Below are 25,238 nucleotides of genomic sequence, written 5' to 3'. Positions count from 1 at the left end.
CCACGCGAAACAGCATTCGAATATCGAAACGTCGGGCGGATCGCATCAGCGGGAATGAGGTGGAAGCCGGCTCGCTTTGCGGCCTGCACCAGTACGACCGCGTGGGCACGAGTGCCCACCCTACGATACAACGGCAGAACGAACAGGGTTTCTGCACGATCGTGCTTATGCGTTTAAAATATGTTGTTTGCCAGAAAGCACCGAACAAAACCCGGTTCCGTGCAAGATATGCCGATATTGCGGGTCGAGATCTTGGTGTGTCTCAAAAAATCGGCGAAAATTAAGGGTTAATCACATTTTGTCAGTTAAGGGAGGTGTTGTATGTCCGAAGCCATAAGAGAGCAGCAAAAGAGAGGACAGCCGATCCGTAATGTCAGCATCACCGACATTACGATGAATTATCGCCAGCCGCCATCGGCGATCGTGTCGATCCTGCACCGCATCAGCGGTTTCGGGCTGTTCCTCATGCTGCCGTTCCTGTTGTACCTGCTGCAGCAGAGCCTGCTTTCGGAGACGTCTTTCTATCACTTCAAGGACATCGTCAACAACCTCTTCGTCCGCATCCTGCTGCTGGGCCTGTCGTGGGCTTACCTGCACCACTTCGTCGCCGGTATCCGCCACCTGTTCATGGACAACCACCTGGCCCTGGACAAGGACGCCGCACAGCGCACCGCCCGCTGGGTGCTGGTGATCAGCCTGGCGCTGACCGTCATCGTCGGCCTGAAACTGTTTGGAGTATTCTGAAAAATGGCAACCAAGAACAACATCGGCCCGCGCCGCCTCGTCGTCGGCGCCCACTATGGCGTGCGCGACTGGCTGGCCCAGCGCGTGACCGCAATCCTGATGGCGGTCTTCACCCTCGTCCTGCTCGGCACCTTCCTGAGCGCACAGAATTTCAGCTATGAAGGCTGGGCGTCGCTGTTCGCGCGCCAGTGGTTCAAGCTGTTCGCCCTCGTCACCTTCCTCGGCCTGTACTACCACGTGTGGGTCGGCATTCGTGATATCTGGATGGACTATGTCAAACCGGCCGGCATCAAGCTGGTCTTGCAGTTTGCTACGGTGCTCTGGCTGCTCGCCTGCGCCGCCTGGACTGTGCAAATTCTCTGGAGCGTGTAATCGTGGCAGCAATCAAAACTGCAATCCCTTCCCGCCGCTTCGACGCGGTCATCGTTGGCGCCGGCGGTTCCGGCATGCGCGCATCGCTGCAGCTGGCTGAAGCCGGCCTGAACGTCGCCGTGCTGTCGAAGGTCTTCCCGACCCGTTCGCACACCGTGGCGGCGCAGGGCGGCATCGGCGCTTCGCTCGGCAACATGAGCGAAGACGACTGGTACTGGCACATGTTCGACACCGTCAAGGGTGGCGACTACCTGGGCGACCAGGATGCAATCGAATTCATGTGCCGCGAGGCACCAAAGGTCGTGTACGAACTCGAACACTTCGGCATGCCGTTCGACCGTAACCCGGATGGCACGATCTACCAGCGTCCGTTCGGCGGCCACACCGCCAACTTCGGCGAAAAGCCGGTCCAGCGCGCCTGCGCCGCGGCCGACCGTACCGGCCACGCACTGCTGCACACGCTGTACCAGCGTAACGTCCGCGCCCGTACCCACTTCTTTGTCGAGTGGATGGCTTTGGACCTGGTGCGCGACCTTGAGGGCGACGTCATCGGCGTGGTCGCCCTGGAAATGGAAACCGGCGACGTCATGATCCTGGAAGCGAAGACCACCATCTTCGCCACCGGCGGTGCCGGCCGTATCTTCGCCGCATCGACCAACGCCTTCATCAACACCGGCGACGGCATGGGCATGGCGGCACGCGCCGGCCTGCCGCTGCAGGACATGGAATTCTGGCAGTTCCACCCGACCGGCGTGGCCGGCGCGGGCGTGCTGATCACGGAAGGTGTCCGCGGCGAGGGCGGTATCCTGATCAACTCGAACGGCGAACGCTTCATGGAGCGCTACGCGCCGACCCTGAAAGACCTGGCGCCGCGCGACTTCGTCTCGCGTTCGATGGACCAGGAAATCAAGGAAGGCCGCGGCTGCGGTCCGAACAAGGACCACGTGCTGCTGGACCTGCGCCACATCGGCGCCGACACCATCAAGAAGCGCCTGCCTTCGATCCTGGAAATCGGCCACAAGTTCGCCAACGTCGACGCGACCAAGGAAGCGATTCCGGTCGTCCCGACCATCCACTACCAGATGGGCGGCATCCCGACCAACATCCACGGCCAGGTGGTCACGCCTGACGGTACCGGCGGCCAGAAAGTGGTCAACGGCCTGTACGCGATTGGCGAATGCGCCTGCGTTTCGGTGCACGGCGCCAACCGCCTGGGTACCAACTCGCTGCTCGACCTGGTCGTGTTCGGCCGCGCCGCCGGCAACCACGTCGTCGCCTCGAAGCTGAAGGAACGTTCGAACAAGGCGCTGCCGAAAGACGCCGCCGACTTCGCGCTCGACCGCCTGAACCGCCTCGAAACCTCGACCGGCTCGGAAAAAGTGCAGGGCGTCGCCAACGACATCCGCGCCACAATGCAGAAGTACTGCGGCGTGTTCCGTACCGATGCGCTGCTGACGCAAGGCGTCAAGGAAATCATGGTGCTCGATGAGCGTCGCAAGCACGTCTCGTTCAAGGACAAGTCGCGCGTCTTCAACACCGCGCGCGTCGAAGCCCTGGAACTGGACAACCTGATCGAGACGGCGAAAGCGACCATCGTGTCGGCACAAGCCCGTAAAGAGTCGCGCGGCGCCCACGCGCACAGCGACTACGAACAGCGCGACGACGCCAACTGGATGAAGCACACGTTGTTCTACTCGGAAGGCAACCGCCTCGAGTACAAGGCCGTGAACCAGAAGCCGCTGACCGTCGAGACCTTCAAGCCGAAGGCACGTACTTTCTAAAGATTTTTGCCGGGAGGAGGGCTTCAACCTCCTCCCAGGCTTTAAAAACCCATAGGTAAAACATGGCACGCACAGTCCACCTCAAGATCTACCGCTACGATCCGGACAAGGATACGAAGCCTTACATGCAAGACGTCACCGTCGAACTGCAGGACACCGACAAGATGCTGCTCGACGCACTGCAGCGCATCAAGTCGGACGTCGACGACTCGCTGGCCCTGCGCCGCTCGTGCCGCGAAGGCGTCTGCGGTTCGGACGCGATGAACATCAACGGCAAGAACGGCCTGGCCTGCACCACCAACCTGAACGAGCTGACCCAGCCGATCGTGCTGCGTCCTCTGCCGGGCCTGCCGGTGGTGCGCGACCTGATCGTCGACATGACCAACTTCTTCAAGCAGTACCACTCGATCAAGCCGTTCCTGATCAACGACTCGATCAAGCCGGAGAAGGAGCGCCTGCAGACCCCGGAAGAGCGCGAAGAGCTCGACGGCCTGTACGAGTGCATCCTGTGCGCCTGCTGCTCGACCTCGTGCCCGTCGTTCTGGTGGAATCCGGACAAGTTCGTCGGTCCGGCCGGCCTCTTGCAGGCCTACCGCTTCATCGCCGACTCGCGCGACGAAGCCACCAACGAGCGCCTGGACAACCTGGAAGACCCGTACCGCCTGTTCCGCTGCCACTCGATCATGAATTGCACGGAAGTCTGCCCGAAGGGCCTGAATCCGAACAAGGCGATTGGCAAGATCAAGGAATTGCTGGTTCGCCGGGCGATTTAAGGTTAACTGTTTGCGGCCGGCGCCGTATTTGCCGGCCGTGAGACAGCGTGGGCACAAGTGCCCACCCTACGCCCTTCGGTTACTGAATGCGTTTGCTGAGGTTAGGACTTCGATGCTCTCTTGTCTGCGCCGAAGTCGGCACGTCAACCGTAGGGTGGGCACTCCGTGCCCACGCTGTCCGCAGCCAGCATGGCGGACGCGTCATTCAGGCCACTGGCCTGGATGACTCCGCGGTACACGGCATGAAATCCGGCGACGCCTGAACCCGTCGCCCGCGAAGCAACAAGGACCACGGACACCAGCCAGACGTCCGTCTTCGGTCGCAAAAATCGGATATCCTCCGCCTCATTGCGTCCCGAGTATTGCCATAAATACAGTAAAAGTACGGTACTGCCGAATGATGGCAGCCGGAGTATAGTGTTGACCGAACAACGGACTCTAGTGTGGAACCACGTAACACCGCGCAACAAGGTGCGCATCCAGGTGCACATCAAGCCGACCCCGCCAACCGTGCCCGCCTGCGCTGGCGCGCGCGCCGGGGCCTGCTCGAAAACGACCTGATCCTCACGCGCTTCCTCGATGCGCATGAACAGGAACTGAGCGACGACGAGGTCGATGCGCTGACCCGCTTGCTGGACCTGGCGGACAACCCGCTGATGGACCTGCTGCTGGGACGCGCCGAGCCCGAAGGCGACGTCGACCTGCCGCATGTGCGCGCGCTGCTGGCGCGCCTGCGGCAAGCATAAGCGCTGGAGCCGAACGGCAAGCCGAAAGCCGAAGCGACACATTTTCGTTTTATATTTTGTAGATCCACTCCCAAGAAGGAAGTGCCATGAATATTTCTGATACCAAAGCAACTCTGTCGTTCTCGGATGGCAGCCCATCGGTCGACATGCCAATCTACAAGGGCACGATCGGCCCGGACGTCATCGACATCCGCAAGCTGTATGGCCAGACTGGCAAATTCACCTACGATCCAGGCTTCATGTCGACTGCCGCGTGCAACTCGAGCATCACCTACATCGACGGCGACAAGGGCGAGCTGCTGTACCGCGGTTACCCGATCGAGCAGCTGGCAGTGAACTGCGATTTCCTCGAAACCTGCTACCTGCTGCTGAACGGCGAACTGCCGAACGCGGCCCAGAAGGCCGAGTTCGAAACCACCGTGACCCGTCACACGATGGTCCACGAGCAGATGAACTTCTTCTTCCGTGGCTTCCGCCGCGACGCGCACCCGATGTCGGTCCTGGTCGGCACCGTCGGCGCGCTGGCCTCGTTCTACCACGACTCGCTCGACATCAACGATCCGAAGCAGCGCGAAATCTCGGCGATCCGCCTGATCGCCAAGCTGCCGACCCTGGTCGCGATGGCCTACAAGTACTCGATCGGCCAGCCGTTCATGTACCCACGCAACGACCTGTCGTACAGCGCCAACTTCATGCACATGATGTTCGCCAACCCGTGCGAAGAGTACAAGGTCAACGACGTGCTGGTGCGCGCCCTGGACCGCATCCTGATCCTGCACGCCGACCACGAGCAGAACGCATCGACCTCGACCGTCCGCCTGGCCGGTTCGTCGGGCGCGAATCCGTTCGCCTGTATCGCTGCCGGTATCGCCTGCCTGTGGGGCCCTGCCCACGGCGGCGCCAACGAAGCGGCACTGACGATGCTGAAGGAAATCGGCTCGGTCGAGAACATCCCGGCCTTCATCGCCAAGGTCAAGGACAAGAACTCGGGCGTGAAGCTGATGGGCTTCGGTCACCGCGTCTACAAGAACTTCGACCCGCGTGCCAAGCTGATGCGCGAAACCTGCCACGAAGTGCTGAACGAACTGGGCCTGCAGGACGACCCGCTGTTCAAGCTGGCCATGGAACTGGAACGCATCGCCCTGGAAGACGAATACTTCGTCTCGCGCAAGCTCTACCCGAACGTCGACTTCTACTCGGGCATCGTGCAGTCGGCCCTGGGCATCCCGGTCTCGCTGTTCACCGGTATCTTCGCGATGGCCCGCACCATCGGCTGGATCGCCCAGTGGAACGAAATGATCGCCGATCCGGAGCAGAAGATTGGCCGTCCACGCCAGCTGTTCGTCGGCTCGCCGGTGCGCGACGTGGCATCGATCGACAAGCGTTAATACGGTGTAGATCGTTTCGAGAAGAGCGGGCTGCGGCCCGCTTTTTTTTCGTCCAGCGCGGTGGGGACCGTCACGCAGCACGACGCGGCACCAGGGCACGGCGATCCGCGACCACATCGGAGCTGCCATACGACGGCTCCGGCGCCTCGCGGCGGGACGCGGTTACTGACACTTGCCGCGCGCGATCGCCGCGGCCCAGAACGGCAGCGCGAACAGGCCACCGAGGCCGATATTCCAGTTCCTGGTGCCGATGCTCGACGGCTGGAACTTGAGTGCGTCCGGGCCCAGGCACGAGGGCTTCTTCGCTTCCTTGAAGTCGCGCGAGAAGGCCTGGTACCTGTCACCGCTGAGGACGTCGCCGGAGGCCGGGGATGCCGACTGGTCCGGGGACTGGGCCAGCGTCTCGCGTACCGCCTGCCTGATCGCCTCGTCGTCCAGGCGCGCGCGCAGCGGCAGGGGTGCCTCCGGCGAGGCCGGTGCCATCGGGGCCGGCGCCGCGGCGGCACGGGGCGGCAGCACGCCCGCCAGGACAATGAACATCATTGGCAGGATGGCGAAGAAGTGTGCCGGCATGGCGGTCGCGTCTCGGGCAGGGGCGTCAGCGGCACACGCCGCGTACCTTCGCCACGGCGATGAAGGGCAGGGCGAGGAAGCCGGTGAGGAAGAAGGTCGGCTGGTTGCGCAAGCCCTCGGAGTGCAGGCAGTCCGGCAGCCGTGAGGCGGCGAAGTCGCGCGCGAAGGATTGGGCAGGCGTCGCACTGAGCGTGTCGGCCTCGTGGCGGCGGGGATAGGCGTCGGCCTCCGTCGGAAGGCCTGCGATGGCGGCGCGGATCGCCTCCTTGTCGATGCGGGCCCGCAGCGAGGCAGCCTCGCCGGCGTGGTTCTCGTCCTGCGGCTGCAGGCGGCCGTCCTGCGCGCTGGCCTGTGCCGTGCGCCCTTTTGGCGCGGGCGCTGGCGACGTGGAAGGAGGGAGCGGCTCGGCGCGGGCGCCGAGGGCAACACAGAGCAGCAGGGTCGAAAGAGTGCGCATAGTGGGCAAGGAAATGACTCGTTGCCAAATGTACACGATAACGGAGGAGTTTTCTCCGCTTCATACGATTAGTTACAAGGATGTACATACATCTGTGTACAATCCGGCTTTTAAGTCAACAGTCAGCCAGACCATGAAGCGATTGCTCCTTGCCTGTTGCATGCTGCTGTGCGCCTGGGCCGCGCACGCCGATTCCACCCTGACGAAGCACGTCGACGCCTTCGTCGACCGCTGGCACGACGATGCCGCCCACTCCCGCCCCGTCTATTTCGACAAGATCGCCAGGGATGGCATTTATATCGGCACCGACAAGGGCGAGCGCTGGCGCCGCGACGAATTCAAGGCCTGGGCACAGCCCCATTTCAAGCGCAAGTCAGCCTGGGTCCTCAAGCCGATGCGGCGCCATGTCTACGCCTCCGAGGACGGCGCCATCGTCTGGTTCGACGAGCTGCTCGACACCCGCATGGGCATTTGCCAGGCCAGCGGCGTCCTGCGGCGCAAGGGCGATAGTTTCGAGATCGTCCATTACCAGTTGTCGATGGCGGTGCCGAACGAGGTCGGCAGCCAGGTGACCAAGCTGATCCGCGACTTCGAAGAGAAGGATGGCTGGAAGGGCGGTCCGCGCTAGGGAAGCGCTGATTTATTCCGGCTGGACGGACTTGGTCACGAAAAATGTGCCTTGCAAGGCGCAAACCGCAGCGATACCGCGTGGTATCGCGAGGATTTGCAACGCCGCAGGGCGCATTTTCTCGTGGCCGAGACGCCGCCGTGAATAGATCAGGGCTTCCCTGGGCCTGTGGTATCGTGATGCCCCTTCTGGTACCGACGTATCGCAATGAACGCGCCCGCAAGCAGCAACACCGATCCTGGCAATACCGCTCCTGGCACGACTGAAACGAGCCCGCCTGCCGGCGGCAAACCCTATGTCGGCCGCTTCGCGCCGTCGCCCACCGGCCGGCTGCATGCCGGCTCGCTGGTGGCGGCCGTGGCCAGCTACCTGGACGCACGCGCCCATGGCGGCGAGTGGCTGGTGCGCATCGAGGACATCGACGAAGGCCGCAGCGTGCCTGGCGCCGACGAAGCCATCCTGTCGCTGCTGGCTTCGCTCGGCATGGAATCGGACCGCGAGGTGGTCTGGCAGAGCCGGCGCAAACCGCTGTACGAGGCGGCCGCGCGGCAACTGGACGCGCACGCCTATCCCTGCGGCTGCAATCGCCGCGAAATCATCGACTCGCGCCCGGGCGTGGGGCCGGACGGGGCTGCGATCTATCCGGGCACCTGCCGCCACGGCCTCGCGCCCGGTCGCAGCATGCGCAGCCTGCGCCTGCGCGTGCCCGACGCCGGCGCGGACACGATGTCCTTCCACGACCGCTTCGCCGGCACGGTCAGCCAGCAGCTTGCCTTCGAATCCGGCGACTTCGTCCTGAAGCGCGCCGACGGCTACTGGGCCTACCAGCTGGCGGTGGTGGTCGACGATGCCGACCGGGGGCGTGACCGACATCGTGCGCGGCGCCGACCTCATCGACTCGACCGCGCGCCAGATCTACCTGCAGCGCCTGCTCGGCGTGCCGACGCCGCGCTACCTGCATGTGCCGGTAGTGCGTAACGCGAACGGCGAGAAACTCTCGAAGCAGACCGGTGCGCTGGCGGTACTGCCCGGGGATGAACCGGCGTCGGTCGAGGCCTTGCTGCAGGCCGCGCAGTTTCTCGGCCTGCAGCTCGAACGCCCCGGCTCGCTCGCCAGCTTCTGGCGGGCGGCCATCCCCGCCTGGTCAGCCATGCTGGCCGAGCGGGAAGGGCGGTCGCAAGCGCACGCCGTCTAGGCCCGGCGCCGGCGTGCGCTCAGTCCGAGCCCCGCCAGGCCCAGCCCGAGCATGCCCCAGGTCGCCGGTTCCGGAATCGGCGCCGCCACCAGGAAGCCGCGGATCTCCCCTTGCGGATAGCGCGTGGTGTGGATGTTCAGGTAAGCCTCGTTGGCATTGATGGCCTCGATCAGTGCGGTACTGGCCGAGGCCGGTGTGCCGCCGAACGCGGCGAGGAAGGCCGGATCGTAGATCGCCGCGTCGGTCAGGTCGAAGGCGTGGGTGTAGACGCCGGCCGTGACGCCGGTCGGAAAGTCGACGAAGGGAATCGCGATCGGCGCCACGCCGGTAAAGGCGGCGGTCGTGCAGCAGTGGATGTGGCCGGCGACGGTGTCGGCCAGCAGGTCGCGGAAGGGCACTTCGGCCCGCATGATGTTGCCGTCGATTTCGAATGTCGCGACACTCGAGCCGGGCGAGCCGTTCGGCGGGCTTTCGCCCGGTCCGCTGGCGACGGCGCGGATGAGGTCATCCTGCGCGAGTGCCGGCGCGCAGGCGGCGGCGGCGGCCAGCGCCAGTATGGTCAAGCTGCGTTTCATGGCATACCTCCTGATCAGGAAAGAATCCAACGCGCCACGGGAGTGACGCTGCCCAAAAAACTAGCATGTTGGCCATCAGGTGCGCACACCATACGGCTGGGCAGGAGCCGCTGAGCAAAAGCGCTCATAAGGAAACTGAACGGGGGCAAGAAGGACCGCTGGCAGTGCGGGTACGGCATGGGCAAACGTCCGCATACCGCCGGGGCCCGGCGGCGGCGGCGCTGCTGAAGCCCGCCTTGTTGCGCAGAAGCGTAGTAACACGCTTGCGCGGGCTTATTTCTTCTTCTGGATCGTGATCTCGCCATCTGCCTCGAGGAAGGCGCACTGCATGTCCTGGCGCGCGCAATCGTTGGCGCGCAGGGCCTGCTCGAGATCGCCCTCGGTAATGCGGCAGCGCCGCACGACCTTGTCGAAGAACTGTCCGTCGCGCCCGATCAGGATGGCGGTACCGTCGAGCACCGTTGCCATGCTCCGGCTATGGGCGGAGATCAAGGCGACCACCGTGTTCAGGCCGATCAGCGTGGCCGCCAGGATCAGGCCGCCTCCAAGCGAATCGTCGCCGCCCGACAGCGAGTTCGACACCGCTTCCGACAGCAGCAGCATGACCAGCAGGTCGAAGGGCGTGAACTGGCCGACCGTGCGCCGGCCCGACAGGCGCACCATCACCAGCAGCACGAGATAGACCACCACCCCGCGCACGATGAACTCCCACCACGGCAAATCCATATCGAACATGATTCCTCCGGCCGCTCGCTAGCTGATGAGTCATTCTAATCATTTTGCTAACAAACGGCCGTCCGATAGGTGCTCAGTCCTCGCGGTGGTAGCTGCGCAGGTGGAACACCATGCGTCCATGTGCCTTTTCGCACACGCCGCTCATCGATTCCTTCGGCCCGGGTTGCAACGACACCGTGCTGCCGGCGGTTTTGCCGGCGCAGGCGGCGTGGGCCGCGGCAGGAACATGGGGCAGTGCCGGCGGTGGCGGCGGCGCGGGAATGGCCGGCATGGCGGGCATGGCGGGCAGGGCAGGGACGGCTGGCAAGGCGGGCGGTGCGACCTCTCCAGGCGCGCTGACATGGGGTACCGGTGGCGCAGGCGGTGCAGGTGGCGCGGGCGGTGGGGCCGGTGGCGACAGTGCGCAGTTGCCGCCCTTGGCGCCCTTGCACTCGATGTGGACGGCGGCCTGCGCGGTGGCGGCCCCGCACAGCAGGCCGGCCAGGATGACGTAACGTAAAAGCATGGATTTTCCTTTCGGTGTGGCGCGCACGGACCCGTGCGCGAGCAAAGGCATGCTAGGCCCCGAATGTGGAGGAAAAATGGAGACGTGGCAGCGCGCCGGTGGGTGATCGCGCGCCACGAATGCAAGCCGATGCAGCTGCGCGCGTTTTGCCGAAAACGCAAAGCTACTTCATTTCATGCAATCTTGTTATGCAATAATCATGAGTTGCGGAAATTCCGTGTCCTCCTGATGCTGTCACTTCAAGGCCCTTACATGTTCAAGCACATTGCAGCAACCGCACTCCTGCTCGTCTCCAGCCAGGCGTTCGCCGCCGAGTCCTCGCATTTCTATGCCGGCGTCGATGCCGCTTCGACCAAATTCGACAACCTGGACCGCGATACCGGGTTCGGCGCTTTCGCCGGATACCGCTTCAACGCCCATGTCGCCATCGAAGCGGGTTACCACCGCCTGCTCGATGCCCGCGCCTACACGAATGTCGGCAGCCTGCCGGTCGACCTGACGGTCGACCAGGCCGAGCTGTCGGTCATCGGCAGCCTGCCGCTGAGCGCCTCGCTGAGCGCTTTCGGCCGCGCGGGCATCAGCAGCATCACCTCCGAGGGCAAGGGCAATGGCTTCAGCGACAGCACGACCGATACCGGCGCTGTCTACGGCATCGGCCTGGCCTACGCGTTCACGCCGGCGCTGTCGGGACGCGTCGAGGTCCAGAAGCCGACGTCGGACGGGACGAAAACCGCGGCGGCGCTCGTGTTCTCCTTCTGACACGTATCGTGCGAAGCATGAACGGATTTCCAGGTGCATCGGGACAACGCATTCCAGCTGCAAGCGCTTTTCTCGCCGTCTTGAAGTCGCCACTGAGGTAGGCGGTGTTGCCGATCGCGGTCAAGACCCGGGCCGCGATGCTGGACTCTTCCTCTGGTCCAGTGTAAAACGGGCGTTGGCCTGGTGGCAACGGAAAGATTGCCCCGGGTCGTCGAGCGTGCGGCAGCGCTGATGGAAGGCTGGGCAGACGATGCAAAGCTCCTTTCCCGGGGGAGTCAGGCGTTCTACAGCTCGAACCGGTAGCCCACCCCGTAAATCGAGCGGATCGGATCGACTCCAGGGGCGATCGCATCGATCTTGCGCCGCAGGTTCTTGATGTGGCTGTCGATGGCGCGGTCGGTCACGTCCAGGTGGTCCTGGTGCGCCAGTTCCAGCAGCTGGGCGCGCGAGAACACCTGGCCGGGACGGCGCGCCAGGGCGGCAAGCAAGGCGAATTCGCTGGGCGTCAGGTCGAGCGGGCGCCCGTGCACGCTGGCGCGGTGCGCTTGCTTGTCGATTGCCAGTACCGGCGCCTCCACAGGAGGGCAGCTACGGCGCAGGACCGCCTTGATGCGCGCCACCAGTTCGCGCGGGCTGAAGGGCTTGCAGAGGTAGTCGTCGGCGCCGGCATCAAGGCCCAGCAGGCGGTCGATCTCTTCCACCCGCGCCGTCACCATGATGACCGGGACGTTCGAGAACGCGCGCAGGGCGCGGCACAGCGCCAGGCCATCCATCCCGGGCAGCATCAGGTCGAGCACGACCAGCGCCGGCATGTGTTCACGCAGCGCGGCCAGGGCCACGGCGCCGTCGGCGAACACGGCCGGCGTGTAGCCGGCGGCGCGCGCATAGTCGGCCACCAGTGCCGCCAGTTCCGGTTCGTCCTCGACGATGGCGATGTCCGTGTTCATGCTCCCTCCAGGTCGAATGCGATCGTGGCGCGCAGTCCGCCCGGGGGCGAGTGGGCAAAGGCGATGCTGCCGCCCTGCGCCTCGACCAGCCGCAGGCACAGCGCCAGGCCAAGGCCGGCGCCGCCGCTGGCCCGGCTGCGCGAGGCGTCGACGCGGTAGAAGCGTTCGCCCAGGCGCGCCAGCGCGGCATCCGGCACGCCGGGAGCACTGTCATCCACGACCAGGCACAGGCGGCCGTCGTCTTCGCTTGCATCGAGCCGAACGCGCCCGCCGGGAGCGGTATAGCGCAGGCAGTTTTCGAACAGGTTACCCAGCACCTGGCGCATGCGTTCACCGTCGGCCAGCACGCGCGCGCACGCACGGGCGCCGCGCCGGTCTCGAAGGTCAGCCCGGCTGCCTCGAAGCGGTCGCGCCAGGCATCGGCTTCCTGCAGCGCCAGCGCCCACAGGTCGAGCGGCGCACGCCGGCAGTCGAGCGCGCCGACATCGGCCCGCGCCAGCGCGTAGAGCTCGTCGATCAGGCGGTTCAAGGCGAGCACCGGCGCAGCATCGCGGCGACGTGCTCCGGGTCGCTATTACGCACGCCGTCCCGATGGCTTCGATCTGCGCGCGCAGCACCGCCAGCGGGGTGCGCAGCTCATGCGAGGTGTCGGCCACCCACTGGCGGCGTGTGGCCTCGGCTGCTTCCAGCCGCGCCGCGAGCGCATTGAAGTGGCCCGCCAGTTCGCCCAGTTCGTCGCTGCGGCCAAGCGGCAGGCGGGTGTCGAAGCGACCCTCGGCCAGCAGGCGCGCGCCAGCGGCCAGGCGCCCGATCGGACGGCGGAAGTGGATTGCCAGCGCGGTGGCCACCGGGGCGCTGAGCAGCACGCCGGCCGCGGCGATCGGCCACAGGCTGGCGCCGAGCTGCTGCAGGAAGGCGTAGGCGAGGGCATCGGTCGGGCGTGCGCTGCGCGCCACCGCCAGGTAGCCGACCGTTTTCCCGTCAACGAGGATGGCGCGGCGCACCAGCGGCAGCGTGCCCGGCTCGCGTCCGGCCAGCCAGCGCCCGTCGGGGCCGAGCAGGCTGGCGCGCGCCTGCAGGCGCGGCGCCAGGTCGTCTGGATGGGGCATCGCGAATGAGGGAGGTGGCGGCAGGGGGTGGCAGCGGCGGGGCTGAGGGAGCCGCCGGCGCCGCCGGCGCGACCGGCACTACCGGCAGGGCCGAGCGAGGCGGCGCCACGGACACCGGCGCGCGCGGCGCCGGTGCCGCCGGTGCCGCCGGTGGTGCAGGCGGTGCAGGCGGTGCGGGCGCCGCCATGACCCGCATCGCGCGTTCCTGTTCCGGCGCGCCAGTTCGTCGGCCAGCCACGCGCGCTTGTGCGCGGCCGGGATGAAGTCCCAGCTGCCGCTGCGCGCATAGCGCCGGGCCAGCGTCGCCGACAGTTCTTCCAGGCGGTCCAGTTCGACCTGCGCGGCGTAGTCGCCAAAACGTTCGAGCACGTCCTGGCGCAGCAGGAAGACGGCGCTGGCGGCCACCGCCAGGATGGCCAGCAAGACCGAGGCAAACAGGCGCAGGCCGATCGATATCTTCAAGGTGTGCCGGGAAAGGGTGAAAGCCGCCCATTCTAGGCCAAGCCGGGGCGCAGGTCATCCATGCGCCGCATCGGCCGGGGTGCCGGCATGCGGGTGCACGGCCGCGCCAACGGCGGGACCATGAAACACGCCGCTCAGAAGCGCAGGTTCGCCGTCAGGCTGGCCGAGCGCGGGGTGCCCGGCGTGTAGCGATAACCGCTCTTGTTGATGCTGGCGACATAGGCCTTGTCGCCCAGGTTGTAGACGTTCAGGCGGATATCGAAGTTGCGGTTGAGCTCCCAAGACGCCATCGCGTCGAACACCCAGTGGGCCTCGGTATAGGCCGGGGTGCCGATGGCGCCGTCCAGGCCGCGCAGCAGGCGGTCGGCGTAGCGCGCGCCGCCGCCCAGCTTCAGGCCCATCGGCAGCTGGTAGGACGTCCACAGCGTGAACGACTGCTTCGGCGTGTACGTGAGGTTGTTCTCGCCGAGGGTGGTCAGCACCTTGCCCTTCTCGACGCTCGTGTCCATGTACAGGTAGCCCGCGCTGACCAGCCAGCCGCGCGCGAGCTCGCCGGTGGCGCCCAGTTCCACGCCCTGCACGCGCTTTTCGCCGTTCTGGTACCACTGCAGGTCGACCGGATCCTGTTCCAGTTCGTTTTTCACCGTAGTGCGAAACAGCGCCGCGCTCAGGGCCAGCTTTTGCTTCAGTAAATCGAGCTTGCCGCCCAGTTCCGTCGTGACCGTCGACTGCGGATCGTATTTCGGATTCTGCGCGCTGCCGGCGCTGGCGGAGACGCTGAAGCTCGACCCCGGCGGCAGCTTCGAGCTGGCCACCATCGCGTAGACGCTGCTGTTCGCGCTCGGCTTGTAGAGCGCCGAGAGCTTGCCGTTGACGATGGTGTCCTTGATCGTGAAGTGGGTCGGTACCAGCACATTGCTGGTCAGCGCCACGGCGGTGTAGTCGCCGCTGTAGTGGTCCGCGCGCAGGCCGCCGTTGAAGATCCAGCGCTCGCCCAGCTTGATGGTGTCGAAGGCATACAGGCTTTGCGTGTCGACGGCGCCATCGTTATAGGCACCGCTGCGGCGCACATCGAGCGCAGGAATCGGCTCGGCCGGGTTCGGGCGGTAGAGGTTGGCGGCGGGCGGGGCGCCCAGGCCGGTGCGTCCGTAGGCAAGCTGGCTTTCCTGGGTGAGTTCGAGACCCGTGACCAGGGTGTGCTGGAGCGCGCCGCTGCCGAACTGCGCGGTGAGCACGGTCTGGTTGGTGAGGATTTTATTGGTCTGGTCTTTCGAGGTACGGGTGCTGCGGGCAAGCGTCCAGGTCGACGGATCGGCTTCGTTCGGGGTCAGCAGATTGGCCCTGTTGCTCATGAAGGCGGTGAGCAGGTAGTCCTGGCGCGTGCGGCCGTAGCGGCTGATGTTGTTCAGCTTCAGGCTGGGCGAAAACGCATGCTCGACGCGCACGGTCGCCATGTCGGCTTCCACGCGGTCATAGTCGCTCAGCGAGCCATAGAAATTCTGCGGATCGACAGGCGCCGCGCCGTTGAGGAAGCTGCGCGCATCCGGGCTGGAATAGCCCGGCAGGCCGACCGTTGGTACGCCGCCGTCCGGCACGTTGTCCTGGTCGACGTGCAGGAAGTCCAGGTAAACCCGGGTCGGACCCTTCAGGCCAAAAGCCAGGCTGGGCGCCACGGCCCAGCGCTTGTCCTTGACGACGTCGCGTGCGGGCCGGCCGGCATCCTGGGCCATCACGTTCAGGCGCAGGGCGATGCCTTGTTCGTCGCTGAGCACCCGGTTCAGGTCGGCCGTTGCCCGTTTCTGCTTCGCGCTACCGCCCGTGAGCGAGCCGCTCATCGCGTCGGTCAGCGCCGCGCGCTTGGTAACGAGGTTGACCGACCCGGTGGGCGCGCCGCGGCCGTTGTCGGTGCCGGCCGGACCCTTGACGACGTCGATCTGCTCGAGGTTGAAGACGTCGCGCGAGATCGAACCGATGTCGCGCACACCGTCGACAAAAATGCTGCCGGAGGTGTCGAAGCCGCGCATGAAGATGGCGTCGCCGGTATTGGTATTGCCGTTCTCGCCGAGGAAGAAGGCGCCCACGCCCGGGGTGTTGCGCAGCGCCTCGGTCAGGGTGAGGGCGCCTTGCTGCTCGATCAGTTCCTTCTTGATGACCTGCACCGACTGCGCCGTGTCGACCAGCTTTTCCGTGTACTTCGGCGAGGCCGCACGCTCGGCCAGGAAATCGTTCTCGGTGCGGCCGACAACTTCGACTTTCGAGATGGCGCCGCTGGCCGTGTCGTCGAGTGCCGGCGGGGTGGTCTCGGCGGCCTGCGCGGACAGGGGCAGGAGCATGGCGGCGAGCGCAGCGCTCACGGCATGGTGGGATCGGGAGCGGGCGTGCTTGCGGCTTTTGATGGCTTGCATGGTCTTCGGTTCTTCTCTCGTTGATGGCGCTCACCCAGGAAGCTTGGGGCGCCGTGTTGTTGAACTGACCAGCATTCTAGAGAGCGTTTTCGAATATGTAAACGAGAATCGTTATCATTCGTATTCATTATTTAATGCGGGTAGGAGTCAGCGAGGCTCGAGCTCATCCGGTGTCCGGCGCAGGGGTAAGCGCCGACGCGCGCCCCAAGTTCTACACAGAAACTGTGGATAATTCTGTGAGGCACTGTGAACCGTATCGCTCAAGTCATTGATTTTGAGCGTAATTTTGTTGCTGCTTCAGGATTGAGCAATCGCAAGAAAACGGTGGTTTGAAAGGCCCAAGCCTTCGACTGTGGCGGGCTCCCGGATGGACGCTCACAGGCGATGCCACCGATTCGACACCGTTCGTCACGGCGGTGTCACATTCAGGACTTATATTTTTTGCACGATTACTCAACAGGAGCCTACCGTGCAGCAACCCGTCCCATCGCGTTTCCGTTGTGCTGTCGCTTCCCTTGCCGCCGCCATCGCGCTGCTGTCCGGCTGCGGCGGCAGCGACACCGATCTCGCCAATCCCGGCGCATCCTGGCCGCCGCGGTCGACGGTGACGGCGCACCGCGGCGCTTCGGCGCTGCGTCCGGAGCACACGCTGGCGTCCTACCGCAAGGCGATCGAGGACGGGGCCGATATCGTCGAGCCGGACCTGGTGGCGACGAAGGATGGCGTGCTGGTGGCGCGTCACGAGAACGAGATCTCCGGCACCACGAATGTGGCGACACTGCCGCAGTTCGCCGCGCGCAAGGCGATCAAGACCATCGATGGCGTGCCCATCACCGGCTGGTTCACGGAAGACTTCACCTTGGCCGAACTGAAGACCCTGCGCGCGCGCGAACGCATTCCCGCCAACCGGCCCGCCAATGTCGCCTACAACGACCAGTTCGAGATCCCGACCCTGCAGGAAGTGATCGACCTGGTACGCGAGGAGAGCCGCGCCCGCAGCAAGGTGATCGGCCTCTACCCGGAAACGAAGCACCCGAGCTATTTCAAGTCGATCGGCCTGCCGCTGGAAAAGCGCCTGGTCGATGTATTGGCCGCCAACGGCTACCGCGGCAAGGAGGCGGCGGTGTTCATCCAGTCCTTCGAAACCGAGAACCTGAAGGAACTGCGCAGCATGACGGATATCCGCCTAGTGCAGCTGATCGACAGCCCGAGCAATGCCCCCTACGATTTTGTCGCGGCCGGGAACGGCCGCACCTATGCCAGCATGATCACGGCGGCGGGCCTGAAGGAAGTGGCGGCATATGCCAACGTGGTCTCGCCCTACAAGGAAATCATCATCCCGCGCACGAGCGCCAACGAGCTCGCCGCGCCGACGGGGTTCGTCGCCAACGCGCACGCGGCCGGCCTGTTGGTGCACACCTGGACCCTGCGGCCAGAGAACCCCTTCCTGCCGACCGGCCTGCGCGCCGAGCCGGTAGCCTCGGCCAGCCAGCGCGGCAATGCCGTGGCCGAGATCCGTGCCTATCTCGATGCGGGGATCGATGGGTTCTTTACCGATGATCCGGCGGTGGGGCGCGCGGCGGTGGATGGGTGGGTGAAGAAGTAGGCCGTCGTCGAGGCGATGGTGGAAGGCCGGTCAGAATTGTTCACTGTACGGTGTTACTGCGAGGGCAAGCAAAGGGCTTTGTAAGCGCTCGTTATCGTCAGCTGCGCACCGCTCCAAGCGAAAACGCAGCCCAAGAGCCCAGCCGATGCCTGCGTGCAATGTGGCGATAGTACGCGGCCATGATTATGCCGAACGCGGCGCCAGTGATGAGCGCCACCCACATAGCCTTATTAGCCGGCATTTCCCGCATACCGCGATTACCCAGCAACCAAACGCCAATCCCGAACACCGGCCCGAAAAAGCCGCCACAGATCAGGACGAGCGAAACGAAACCGAGGAAAGGAGGTGGTGGGACTTTGAAGCCGATGGACCAGAGCATGCTCCAGGCAGGCGGGAAAGCCGTGGACTCACCCACGCCCTTCGCCGCCATGTGCTGCTTGTAGCTTTGGAGTTTGATGGAATTTGTCATGCGCACCTAATGTTGAGGTAAGCGGCGGCTGCCCGAAACATGAACAATGAACCGCGCCGTTCCCGGCCAGTCCGCCTTGACGTAATTAAGTCGCTAGCCAGATCGCACAGGCCGAGCTCCAGACCGCATCCAACGGATCGATAGACGGACAAGCTCCGTTCCGGCTGATTGCACACGTTCGTAAGCGGTCAGTGTACAGGATCGGTTTTCGACAAGGAAATTATTGCGGGGAGCACGCTGCGCTTAATGAACGTCTCCTACCGACCCCGAAGCAGACTATCGAGACAGAGCAGCGGCAGACAAGATTTCCTCGCTAGTCCAGTTGCGTGACAGCCAAATGGTGAGCGCGGCACCTGACAGATGCCACCAGCCCATCCCCTTGTTTCGCTGATGGCCTGCGAGATAGCTGGAGGCAACCCGCCAGACAATCTGCTGATCAGGAGGTGCGCTCGGGTTTCTGTCAACTAGTAGCGTAATGGCGAACGAGTAAGGGTTCATTGCTTCGATACGGGGCGCACCATCGCCACGAGCGTCTCTCCAAACAAGTACCTGCTGCTCTTTGGAGGCAAGCTGCAATGGCTTTTGCGGGAAGCCATCTATGCCGCTCAAGCCCAGCCAATACAGCCCAAGTGGGGATGCCAACAATAGCGCAGCTACGACGCAGAGCAAGATAGCGGTAGGACCCCGGAGTTGACGCATAGATGCCTAACGAAATATTTGGTGCGTTAAGTGCAGACTCTTGTCGAACGACCCCAACACGGATAATCTTCATGGTGGACTCCTTCTTTCTGAACTGGTTGTGTGGAAACTCCAGTTTGGCACTTACGTGCCCTCAGGGGGAGGGGAGTCCATCCCATTGCTTCTGGACCTATTGTGTTGAAAAACTCGGAGCGCTTGCCTTCCGTCCACGAAAGAGCGTTACCTCGACTACACAAAACCGCGCCTGTTCAACGAACGCCAGCTGGTTGGACTCTTAACCGGCCGAAAACAGGTCAAAAAAGTTGCTTGGCGACTTTTTCAACACAATAGACCCATTGCAGACCTTCAGTGGACGAACCTCTGGGTATCGAATGGACCTTATAAAGCCATTCGTTCCAGCGCCTTACGTACAGCGCATGCCGGCGCGGCCAATGTAAGCGCGATAGCCGCGATATCGAAAATCATCCCAATCCCACCTGGCTTGTAAGACTCGCAGTACGGCCCGGACGCGCGAAGTTGCAAGCCACCAGAGCAGCTAATCTCCACGAAGAGAAGCGAGGCGAGCAGCCCACCCAAAGAGACACCCAACCATCCAGCCTCAGTAATGTCGGCAAAATCCGGCTCAGACCACGCGACGATTGCAGCAATCGTGACAAAAACGTCGGCAATCACAATTTCAAATGCGGTGTAGTCCGGAAGCAGCCATTGAATAGCGAAAGCTGTCCACGTCCAAAGGGCGACAGTGGAAAGCACGAAAGGCACGAAAACCTTTGCAGTTCGAGTAACCATCATAGATTTACAGACATCATTTGGTGTCGGTCCGTTTCTGGTCGTTAGCGGACCTATGGTAGCGTCCGCTTACGACCCAAAGCAGTCATACCTGTGGCTGGTGCGGCGCTTTAAGATGATCGGCAATATCAGCATCATAATCATCGCTATCCCAACAGTCGCAACTATGACTGTCGGTCCGACTGGCGAGCCAAGTCTAGTCATCCCAGCGTTGCGTATTAAGAAGCGTATCTGATTGACGCATAGCACTCAGCGCTTCGCCATTTCCCTCGAACGTTAGAAAGATAATCACTTCCGGAGTAGCAAAAATGTACTGGATGAAATATTTTTTCCCGCCGAACGGGCTTGATTTTTCAGACGCGACTGAATAAGCGGCCTTTCCTTCCGGGACTGGGAACTCGCTGAGAGGCCGCACAATCGTTGCACCACCTTTCGATGCGAGCTTGCTCATCTGTCCGTGAGCAAACTTTTGAGCTATTTCTTTTACGCTCGGCACAGCCTCGGTTGCAGGGCCTGCACGCTTGCGCATGACCGAGATAAGAAGCTTTTCACCATTTAGACCGTGACCTTCGATTGGCTGCTTTGACTGGTCGAAGCTCCAGGTTGCTGGCAACTCCAAATGAAGCGGAGAGAGATGTAGGACTCCAATATCTTGCGCGAGGGCTTGTGGGAGAGTTAGCAAAAGGTAGGAACACAGCAGAACGTAGCGGTATATTTTCATATGCATGTTGAAGGGCAGCTTCTGGCCGATATCGGCCTGTCGGTCGATGATAGCAGCTTGCCAATGGAAAACATCTCTGTGCTATGACGACCGGCCGGAATCGACCCTGAGCGGACGGTTTTAAAAATGGGTTCGCTTGTCATCTGAGATGCCGACGCTTCGTCGCCCAATCAAAATGGCGCCGATTAACATGGTTACACCAGGTAGCAGAAATAGCGGCTGAGCATCGTAGCATCTACGTGCCGTTTCGCTTAGCAGTTCTATGACCTCTTTGGAAGGAATGGCCGAGCGTCCGCCGTAATCTACCTGAGCGTATGCGACTTCGAGAATTGGTCTGATTCCACCGCGCAGGGACTGCCCCCCTTGCAATAAAACCATCCATCCAAAACCGACAACGACTAATAAGAAACCTAGTTTTCGCGTCATGGTGCGCTTAAGACGTTTCGAGTTGCGAAAGACCGCTTGTGGCCGAAACCGGCCTGTCAAGCGATGATACCAGCTTGCCAAGTGGAAGCTACCGTGTGGGATCTGTCACTCCAGGCTGTGCAGCTCGCGCTCCAGATTCTCGCGTGCCCGTTCAGAGTACAGGCTGGCAAACCAGGCATCCGTGAAGAGTTCGGCGCGCGCAGCCTTGTCTCGCAGCGTACGAAGCGCTCGCGTCCGGTGCTCTCGGTAGACTGGGTCGGGCACCACCGCGTATTCCTGGCGGATGGCCGCGGCGTAGGAGTCGTACTGTTGCGGGTCCTGTCCCAGGATCGCCAGATCGGCGCCGAGCATCGCCGGCTTGAGCGGATGGTTGATAGCTTCGGTCTGGAAATGGTCAGTCGCGCGGATCAGTGCCGCCACCTCGTCCGCCCGCGCGTCGGGCAGCCCGCTGCCGAGCCAGAGCCGCGCGCTCGCTTCCTCGTTGCTGACCTCCTGAGGGCCGTGGATGTAGACGGCGTCGTGGAACCAGAACGCTTTCTTCAACACTGCCATGTCTTCCGGAGTGCTACCTGTATTCTCAGCCCAGATTCGGATTTCCGTCAGGCCGTGCACGAGGTGATCGAGGTTGTGGTAGGGCCGGTCCGGCCCACCATAAGCTGTGGGGCCGGTAAGGCGCTCAAACCATTGGTCCTCGCCAGGCCATAGCGCCCGCCATTCCGTGCGCAGCCACGCCAGAACCCACTCCTGGTAGGCGGGACCGGGGATGAACTGTCGCGTCATCCAGTGCCAGCCGACTGGGCCCTGCAGGCCGCGAACGAAACTGGAACTGACCGAGCCGAGGTCACGCGGCGGCATCACGAAAATCGTCTTGGCTCCATGTAAAACGTCGACGTTCGCCTGCTGGATCAGGTTTTCGTAGTCGAAGTCGGCCGTGTTGCGAATCCCGCGGATCAGGTAGTCAATGCCGTGCCGCTTGGCCGCGCGTGCTGTGTAGTCGCCGCGCACGACGATTACCCGGACGTTCGTCCAGCCTCGCTCTGCCACGCTGCGTTCCACGATCCGTTGCCGATCTTCAGCGGGGAACAGAGGTTTCTTGAACGGATTTTCGGACAGAAAAACAATCACTTCGTCCGCCAGGGCGCGGGCTTCGCCGATGACCCACATGTGACCGTTGGTGATGGGGTCAAGCGTACCCGAGAAGGCAATTGCTTTCATGTCAGCTCCAACGGGCAAGGTAACAGGCGTGTTGGGCGCGCACGCGCTGGCTGAGGTCATCCCGCGTACCGGTATTCATGAGAATGTCGGTGGGCGAAGCGAAGGGGAGCGGGGTTGCGGCCTGCACCGCGATGAGGTGTTCGGCATCGTCGCGAGACCAGCCGGGGCTACGGGTAAGCATGCGACTTGTGCGGAGCTCTGGTGGCGCCTCGATGACCAGGATTCGGTCGACCGAGAGACCGAGGTCAGCCAGGAGAGCTGCCTCCCACACCACGTAAAGGGCGCTCTGCGCGTCAGTCCATTGTCTGACGGCCTGCTGGACGTAGGGGCGGAAAATCTCTTTCAAAGCCGTGTTGGCGGTCTCGTCGCGGGCAAACAGTGTACGCAGGGAACCGCGCCGTAGTGCACCATCGGCTGTCATCGCCTGAGGAACTGCGGTCGCGAGCGCACGTGTGGCGGGATGGGACGGGTCCTGATGCATGGACCGCGCGACGAGATCGATGCATAGCGTCGGCACGCCCAAGGATGAAAACATCGTACACGCCAGCGACTTGCCGCTGGCAATGCCGCCGGTGAGGCCGACAATGCGCGGGTTGGTCCTGGTGAAGGCAGACAGGGTCATAGTTAATGAAAATTATCGACAGCCGCGTCTGGCCGAAATCGGCCCCTCGCGGTCGGATGAGTGGCAGGTGGAAGGCTAGCGCCTGCCACCATTGGCCACCCGTTTGTACGAACGTGTCACGCTGCTGGGATTTACGCAAACAGTCACAATTACCTGAAGAGGTGTCGTGCGGCCTCAGAGGCAGTAAGACGATGCAGGAAGAAACCGTTTAGCGTAAGGCGGCCTTCTTCCGGGTCATTGGATAAGCGTTCCGGGCGGTCAATCTGCCCCGAATGCAGAATAGCCCCATCGTAAAAAATAGCCCGGTTGTAGGCGGCCGGGACTGTGCCAATCTGTTCAAAATAGCCATTGCTTGACGTAAGGTAGCCGGGTGGCCCACCCAGGAGCCGACTGAACGCCTCTCCGGTCAACGCACGTGCCTCCCAGTTAAGGGCGGCGATCTCTTCCGGCGGCCTGCGTGGCTTGTAAAAACTCGTACCGCCAAGGTCGGGATCACGGAACAAGTAAAGAACCGAGGCGGCCATGGCTTCGCCGGCCTGTGAGTCGACACGTCGGGTACCCACCATCGTATCGCTGTGGCAAATGCGCTGGAGCGGCTGCAATGTGCCTGGGGGTTTGGTGACCATGGAAAGTCGGCTTGTAGCTTGCAATGTACGCCGCCCGCCCAGCAGAGGCCGTATATGTAGCGTGAAAAACTCACTGAGGAGTGCAGTAAAGTCTGATGGCATGGCCACCTCGGGCCCAGGGAAGTAGTTTCCGGCATCGACAGCGAAAGCAGCACGTCGTGCAGCCGCAAATGCCAGCATTTTTTCTGGGTCCAGCAGAAAGTCGTCGATTACCACGCATGGCTTGAAGCCAGGCAGTGAAATGGACCGGATGAGGGGCCGCGGATTGAACATTTTCGTGGTCAAAAAAATGGCGTGCGCAAGTAAGCTTTGAATCGACTACGGTTCCCTGGACACTCGCGCGCCGTTCACCTTATCGTTTTTCAAAATCGATTGGCGACAGCTTTTCCTTGAAGCCGTGCCGGCGCTTTGGATTGTAGAACATCTCGATGTAGTCAAAGACGTCCCTGGCAGCCTTCAAACTTCGTTTCATGGTTTGCTATCCAGTGTGAAGAGCGGCCCATGCCCAAACGTTGCAAGCCTTCGAATGCCCGGTTGTGGCCGAAAGCAGACGCCCAGAACGGCTCAGTGTACGATGTTGCTGTCTGAACAAGCAAGGGCTGTTGTCGGGCGCTTAGTAGACGTCGCGCCGGTAGCGTCCGTCGGCGGCCAAATCGTCGACGGCCTGACTGCCGAGCACGGCGCACAAGGCTTCATGCACCCCGGTCGCCATGCCCTGCAGGCTGCCGCAGACATAGATCGCGGCGCCGCGTGCGACCCATGCCCGCACCGTGTCAGCCTGCTCGAGCAGCGCATGCTGCACATAACGCGTCTCGGCGGTGTCGCGCGAGAACACGGCGTCCAGGCGCGCCAGCTTGCCGGCCGCGTGCCAGCTTTCGAGCTCCTCGCGCAGCAGGAAGTCGACATTGGCATTGCGCTCCCCGAAAACGAGCCAGTTCTCATCCATGCCGGCGTCGATGCGCGCCTTCAGGTGGGCGCGCAGGTCCGCCAGGCCGGTGCCATTGCCGACCAGGATCAGCGGCCGCGCGGCGTTCTCGCCCAGGCGGAAGCGCGGATGGGTGCGAATGCGCAGGGCGATGATGTCGTGCCCGGTCGCCTGCAGGCATAGCCGGAGGCTGCACCAAGGCTGCCGTCCTCGTGGCGCTGCAGGCGCACCAGTAGTTCGATGCGTCCTTCACCCGGCACCGAGGCGATCGAGTATTCGCGCGGCAGGTCGGGGTCGCCGGGGGCGCTTACCTGCACCAGGTCGCCTGCTTCCCAGTCGGGCAAGCCGCCCGCCGCAGGAATCAGGACGATGCGGTAGAGCGGGGCACCAGCGCTGCCGGGGTTCAGCAGGGTACGCTCGAGGATGCGCCACTCGCCATAGGCCGGGCCTTCCCAGTCGGGCAGGTCGCTGGTACCGGCCAGGTGACTCAGTTGATGCTGCCAGGCGGCGATGGCGTCGGCATTCCCGCGGTCGACATCGATGCGTTCGAACAGTGGCGTGGCCCCGCGCGCTCGCAGCCAGGCGTCGAGGGCGCGGCCGAAGCCGCAATAGTGCGTGTAGCTGCTGTCGCCCAGTGCCAGTACGCCGTAGTGCAGTTGCGCCAGGTCGACATCCCCTGCCATCGTCACGGCGGCAAAGCGCGCGGCGGCATCGGGCGCGTCGCCTTCGCCGTAGGTGCTGGCGACGAACAGCACCCGGGTGGCGCCCTGCAGGATGGCGGCGTCGAGGTCGGCGATGTCGATGGTGCGTGCAGACAGGCCGCCGGTTGCGAGCGTGGCGGCGGTCTGCCGGGCCAGGTAGTCGGCATTGCCGGTCTGGCTGGCATGCACCACCAGCCAGTCGGCGTCCTGCGGCTGCGCGGGCTGGCGCCGGCGGCCCAGCATGGCCCCGCACAGGCCGCCCCAGGCCAGGACCGGGTGGCGGCG

General features: G+C 63.5%; 27 protein-coding genes and 2 pseudogenes. 11 read left to right on the top strand and 18 right to left on the bottom strand.

Features of this window, described 5'->3' with window-relative positions:
• The first annotated feature begins 59 nt into the window (after positions 1-59).
• The 7 genes from G4G31_RS24720 to gltA all read left to right on the top strand — a co-directional run bounded on the left by G4G31_RS24720 (position 60) and on the right by gltA (position 5,804).
• Complete coding sequence (locus G4G31_RS24720) at positions 60-284, top strand: hypothetical protein (protein WP_183107647.1); 225 nt, start codon at positions 60-62, stop codon at positions 282-284.
• A gap of 37 nt (positions 285-321) precedes the next feature.
• Complete coding sequence (gene sdhC, locus G4G31_RS21080) at positions 322-744, top strand: succinate dehydrogenase, cytochrome b556 subunit (RefSeq protein WP_182989253.1); 423 nt, start codon at positions 322-324, stop codon at positions 742-744.
• 3 nt (positions 745-747) lie between these two features.
• Positions 748-1,116, top strand: a complete 369-nt coding sequence (gene sdhD, locus G4G31_RS21075) for a succinate dehydrogenase, hydrophobic membrane anchor protein (protein ID WP_182989252.1) — start codon at positions 748-750, stop codon at positions 1,114-1,116.
• Between the two features lie 2 nt (positions 1,117-1,118).
• Positions 1,119-2,897, top strand: a complete 1,779-nt coding sequence (gene sdhA / locus G4G31_RS21070) for a succinate dehydrogenase flavoprotein subunit (protein WP_182989251.1) — start codon at positions 1,119-1,121, stop codon at positions 2,895-2,897.
• A 62-nt stretch (positions 2,898-2,959) separates the two neighbouring features.
• Positions 2,960-3,670 carry a succinate dehydrogenase iron-sulfur subunit gene (locus tag G4G31_RS21065; RefSeq protein WP_182989250.1) on the top strand — a complete coding sequence of 237 codons (711 nt, stop codon included), beginning with the start codon at positions 2,960-2,962 and terminating at the stop codon, positions 3,668-3,670.
• 443 nt (positions 3,671-4,113) lie between these two features.
• Positions 4,114-4,416 carry a succinate dehydrogenase assembly factor 2 gene (locus G4G31_RS21060; protein ID WP_182989249.1) on the top strand — a complete coding sequence of 101 codons (303 nt, stop codon included), beginning with the start codon at positions 4,114-4,116 and terminating at the stop codon, positions 4,414-4,416.
• A gap of 86 nt (positions 4,417-4,502) precedes the next feature.
• The gene (gene gltA, locus G4G31_RS21055) at positions 4,503-5,804 is read left to right on the top strand and encodes a citrate synthase (protein ID WP_182989248.1); all 1,302 of its coding nucleotides are present in this window, start codon (positions 4,503-4,505) and stop codon (positions 5,802-5,804) included.
• Between the two features lie 162 nt (positions 5,805-5,966).
• Here the strand turns inward: gltA and G4G31_RS21050 are convergent, their stop codons facing one another.
• Together G4G31_RS21050 and G4G31_RS21045 are read right to left on the bottom strand one after the other, a co-directional pair.
• Positions 5,967-6,377: a hypothetical protein gene (locus tag G4G31_RS21050; protein ID WP_182989247.1), complete on the bottom strand. Its 411-nt coding sequence runs from the start codon at positions 6,375-6,377 to the stop codon at positions 5,967-5,969.
• Positions 6,378-6,402: 25 nt separating this feature from the next.
• Positions 6,403-6,834, bottom strand: a complete 432-nt coding sequence (locus G4G31_RS21045; protein ID WP_182989246.1) for a hypothetical protein — start codon at positions 6,832-6,834, stop codon at positions 6,403-6,405.
• 133 nt (positions 6,835-6,967) lie between these two features.
• On the opposite strand from G4G31_RS21045, the gene G4G31_RS21040 reads away from it, so the two are divergent.
• Both G4G31_RS21040 and gluQRS read left to right on the top strand, forming a co-directional pair.
• Positions 6,968-7,462, top strand: a complete 495-nt coding sequence (locus tag G4G31_RS21040; protein WP_182989245.1) for a nuclear transport factor 2 family protein — start codon at positions 6,968-6,970, stop codon at positions 7,460-7,462.
• 207 nt (positions 7,463-7,669) lie between these two features.
• Positions 7,670-8,657 (top strand): annotated as a pseudogene (gene gluQRS, locus G4G31_RS21035) (tRNA glutamyl-Q(34) synthetase GluQRS).
• On the opposite strand, the gene G4G31_RS21030 reads toward gluQRS, so the two are convergent.
• The 3 genes from G4G31_RS21030 to G4G31_RS21020 all read right to left on the bottom strand — a co-directional run bounded on the left by G4G31_RS21030 (position 8,654) and on the right by G4G31_RS21020 (position 10,472).
• On the bottom strand, positions 8,654-9,232 hold the full coding sequence (locus G4G31_RS21030) for a CHRD domain-containing protein (RefSeq protein WP_182989244.1): 579 nt from the start codon (positions 9,230-9,232) through the stop codon (positions 8,654-8,656). The pseudogene gluQRS and the gene G4G31_RS21030 overlap by 4 nt on opposite strands.
• A 273-nt stretch (positions 9,233-9,505) precedes the next feature.
• The gene (locus G4G31_RS21025) at positions 9,506-9,967 is read right to left on the bottom strand and encodes a DUF421 domain-containing protein (RefSeq protein WP_182989243.1); all 462 of its coding nucleotides are present in this window, start codon (positions 9,965-9,967) and stop codon (positions 9,506-9,508) included.
• Between the two features lie 73 nt (positions 9,968-10,040).
• Positions 10,041-10,472: a hypothetical protein gene (locus G4G31_RS21020; protein WP_182989242.1), complete on the bottom strand. Its 432-nt coding sequence runs from the start codon at positions 10,470-10,472 to the stop codon at positions 10,041-10,043.
• Between the two features lie 252 nt (positions 10,473-10,724).
• On the opposite strand from G4G31_RS21020, the gene G4G31_RS21015 reads away from it, so the two are divergent.
• Positions 10,725-11,231, top strand: a complete 507-nt coding sequence (locus G4G31_RS21015; RefSeq protein ID WP_182989241.1) for a porin family protein — start codon at positions 10,725-10,727, stop codon at positions 11,229-11,231.
• 284 nt (positions 11,232-11,515) lie between these two features.
• Here the strand turns inward: G4G31_RS21015 and G4G31_RS21010 are convergent, their stop codons facing one another.
• The 4 genes from G4G31_RS21010 to G4G31_RS20995 all read right to left on the bottom strand — a co-directional run bounded on the left by G4G31_RS21010 (position 11,516) and on the right by G4G31_RS20995 (position 16,154).
• Positions 11,516-12,178 carry a response regulator gene (locus G4G31_RS21010; protein ID WP_182989240.1) on the bottom strand — a complete coding sequence of 221 codons (663 nt, stop codon included), beginning with the start codon at positions 12,176-12,178 and terminating at the stop codon, positions 11,516-11,518.
• A complete protein-coding gene (locus tag G4G31_RS21005; protein ID WP_182989239.1) occupies positions 12,175-13,287 on the bottom strand; it encodes an ATP-binding protein in 1,113 nt (370 codons plus the stop codon). The genes G4G31_RS21010 and G4G31_RS21005 overlap by 4 nt, the downstream gene beginning before the upstream one ends.
• 78 nt (positions 13,288-13,365) lie before the next feature.
• Entirely contained in the window at positions 13,366-13,749 is a 384-nt protein-coding gene (locus tag G4G31_RS21000) for a hypothetical protein (protein WP_182989238.1), read from the bottom strand.
• A 134-nt stretch (positions 13,750-13,883) separates the two neighbouring features.
• Complete coding sequence (locus G4G31_RS20995; protein ID WP_182989237.1) at positions 13,884-16,154, bottom strand: catecholate siderophore receptor Fiu; 2,271 nt, start codon at positions 16,152-16,154, stop codon at positions 13,884-13,886.
• Between the two features lie 469 nt (positions 16,155-16,623).
• Here G4G31_RS20995 and G4G31_RS20990 point away from each other — a divergent pair, with 469 nt between their 5' ends.
• Complete coding sequence (locus tag G4G31_RS20990) at positions 16,624-17,760, top strand: glycerophosphodiester phosphodiesterase (protein WP_229425163.1); 1,137 nt, start codon at positions 16,624-16,626, stop codon at positions 17,758-17,760.
• Between the two features lie 97 nt (positions 17,761-17,857).
• Here G4G31_RS20990 and G4G31_RS20985 read toward each other — a convergent pair whose 3' ends face one another.
• The 9 genes and pseudogenes from G4G31_RS20985 to G4G31_RS20950 all read right to left on the bottom strand — a co-directional run bounded on the left by G4G31_RS20985 (position 17,858) and on the right by G4G31_RS20950 (position 25,196).
• Complete coding sequence (locus G4G31_RS20985) at positions 17,858-18,229, bottom strand: DUF6404 family protein (RefSeq protein WP_182989235.1); 372 nt, start codon at positions 18,227-18,229, stop codon at positions 17,858-17,860.
• A 1,077-nt stretch (positions 18,230-19,306) separates the two neighbouring features.
• On the bottom strand, positions 19,307-19,681 hold the full coding sequence (locus tag G4G31_RS20980; RefSeq protein WP_182989234.1) for a hypothetical protein: 375 nt from the start codon (positions 19,679-19,681) through the stop codon (positions 19,307-19,309).
• Between the two features lie 232 nt (positions 19,682-19,913).
• A complete protein-coding gene (locus tag G4G31_RS20975) occupies positions 19,914-20,444 on the bottom strand; it encodes a hypothetical protein (protein WP_182989233.1) in 531 nt (176 codons plus the stop codon).
• A 525-nt stretch (positions 20,445-20,969) separates the two neighbouring features.
• On the bottom strand, positions 20,970-22,079 hold the full coding sequence (gene coaD / locus G4G31_RS20970; protein WP_182989232.1) for a pantetheine-phosphate adenylyltransferase: 1,110 nt from the start codon (positions 22,077-22,079) through the stop codon (positions 20,970-20,972).
• Between the two features lies 1 nt (position 22,080).
• The gene (coaE, locus tag G4G31_RS20965; RefSeq protein ID WP_182989231.1) at positions 22,081-22,701 is read right to left on the bottom strand and encodes a dephospho-CoA kinase; all 621 of its coding nucleotides are present in this window, start codon (positions 22,699-22,701) and stop codon (positions 22,081-22,083) included.
• 149 nt (positions 22,702-22,850) lie between these two features.
• A complete protein-coding gene (locus G4G31_RS20960; protein WP_182989230.1) occupies positions 22,851-23,612 on the bottom strand; it encodes a DUF6445 family protein in 762 nt (253 codons plus the stop codon).
• A 67-nt stretch (positions 23,613-23,679) separates the two neighbouring features.
• Positions 23,680-23,784: pseudogene (locus G4G31_RS20955) on the bottom strand (IS3 family transposase); the annotation flags it as partial.
• Between the two features lie 156 nt (positions 23,785-23,940).
• Complete coding sequence (locus G4G31_RS27030) at positions 23,941-24,285, bottom strand: hypothetical protein (RefSeq protein ID WP_229425652.1); 345 nt, start codon at positions 24,283-24,285, stop codon at positions 23,941-23,943.
• Positions 24,286-24,341: 56 nt separating this feature from the next.
• Complete coding sequence (locus G4G31_RS20950; protein WP_229425162.1) at positions 24,342-25,196, bottom strand: flavodoxin domain-containing protein; 855 nt, start codon at positions 25,194-25,196, stop codon at positions 24,342-24,344.
• Positions 25,197-25,238: the final 42 nt, after the last annotated feature.

Source organism: Massilia sp. Se16.2.3 (assembly GCF_014171595.1).
Classification (GTDB): domain Bacteria; phylum Pseudomonadota; class Gammaproteobacteria; order Burkholderiales; family Burkholderiaceae_D; genus Telluria.
This window is presented reverse-complemented; position numbering and strand designations above follow the sequence as displayed.

Excerpts from the sequence above, each read along its gene's own strand:
- G4G31_RS21010 (WP_182989240.1), bottom strand. The coding sequence starts at position 12,178 with ATGAACACGGACATCGCCATCGTCGAGGACGAACCGGAACTGGCGGCA.
- G4G31_RS20975 (WP_182989233.1), bottom strand. The coding sequence starts at position 20,444 with ATGCATATGAAAATATACCGCTACGTTCTGCTGTGTTCCTACCTTTTG.
- G4G31_RS21045 (WP_182989246.1), bottom strand. The coding sequence starts at position 6,834 with ATGCGCACTCTTTCGACCCTGCTGCTCTGTGTTGCCCTCGGCGCCCGC.
- coaE (WP_182989231.1), bottom strand. The coding sequence starts at position 22,701 with ATGACCCTGTCTGCCTTCACCAGGACCAACCCGCGCATTGTCGGCCTC.
- sdhD (WP_182989252.1), top strand. The coding sequence starts at position 748 with ATGGCAACCAAGAACAACATCGGCCCGCGCCGCCTCGTCGTCGGCGCC.
- coaD (WP_182989232.1), bottom strand. The coding sequence starts at position 22,079 with ATGAAAGCAATTGCCTTCTCGGGTACGCTTGACCCCATCACCAACGGT.
- G4G31_RS21065 (WP_182989250.1), top strand. The coding sequence starts at position 2,960 with ATGGCACGCACAGTCCACCTCAAGATCTACCGCTACGATCCGGACAAG.
- G4G31_RS21025 (WP_182989243.1), bottom strand. The coding sequence starts at position 9,967 with ATGTTCGATATGGATTTGCCGTGGTGGGAGTTCATCGTGCGCGGGGTG.
- G4G31_RS21050 (WP_182989247.1), bottom strand. The coding sequence starts at position 6,377 with ATGCCGGCACACTTCTTCGCCATCCTGCCAATGATGTTCATTGTCCTG.
- G4G31_RS20985 (WP_182989235.1), bottom strand. The coding sequence starts at position 18,229 with ATGACAAATTCCATCAAACTCCAAAGCTACAAGCAGCACATGGCGGCG.
- gltA (WP_182989248.1), top strand. The coding sequence starts at position 4,503 with ATGAATATTTCTGATACCAAAGCAACTCTGTCGTTCTCGGATGGCAGC.
- G4G31_RS20950 (WP_229425162.1), bottom strand. The coding sequence starts at position 25,196 with ATGCTGGGCCGCCGGCGCCAGCCCGCGCAGCCGCAGGACGCCGACTGG.
- G4G31_RS21005 (WP_182989239.1), bottom strand. The coding sequence starts at position 13,287 with ATGCCCCATCCAGACGACCTGGCGCCGCGCCTGCAGGCGCGCGCCAGC.
- G4G31_RS20995 (WP_182989237.1), bottom strand. The coding sequence starts at position 16,154 with ATGCAAGCCATCAAAAGCCGCAAGCACGCCCGCTCCCGATCCCACCAT.
- G4G31_RS21040 (WP_182989245.1), top strand. The coding sequence starts at position 6,968 with ATGAAGCGATTGCTCCTTGCCTGTTGCATGCTGCTGTGCGCCTGGGCC.
- sdhC (WP_182989253.1), top strand. The coding sequence starts at position 322 with ATGTCCGAAGCCATAAGAGAGCAGCAAAAGAGAGGACAGCCGATCCGT.
- G4G31_RS21015 (WP_182989241.1), top strand. The coding sequence starts at position 10,725 with ATGTTCAAGCACATTGCAGCAACCGCACTCCTGCTCGTCTCCAGCCAG.
- G4G31_RS21030 (WP_182989244.1), bottom strand. The coding sequence starts at position 9,232 with ATGAAACGCAGCTTGACCATACTGGCGCTGGCCGCCGCCGCCGCCTGC.
- G4G31_RS21020 (WP_182989242.1), bottom strand. The coding sequence starts at position 10,472 with ATGCTTTTACGTTACGTCATCCTGGCCGGCCTGCTGTGCGGGGCCGCC.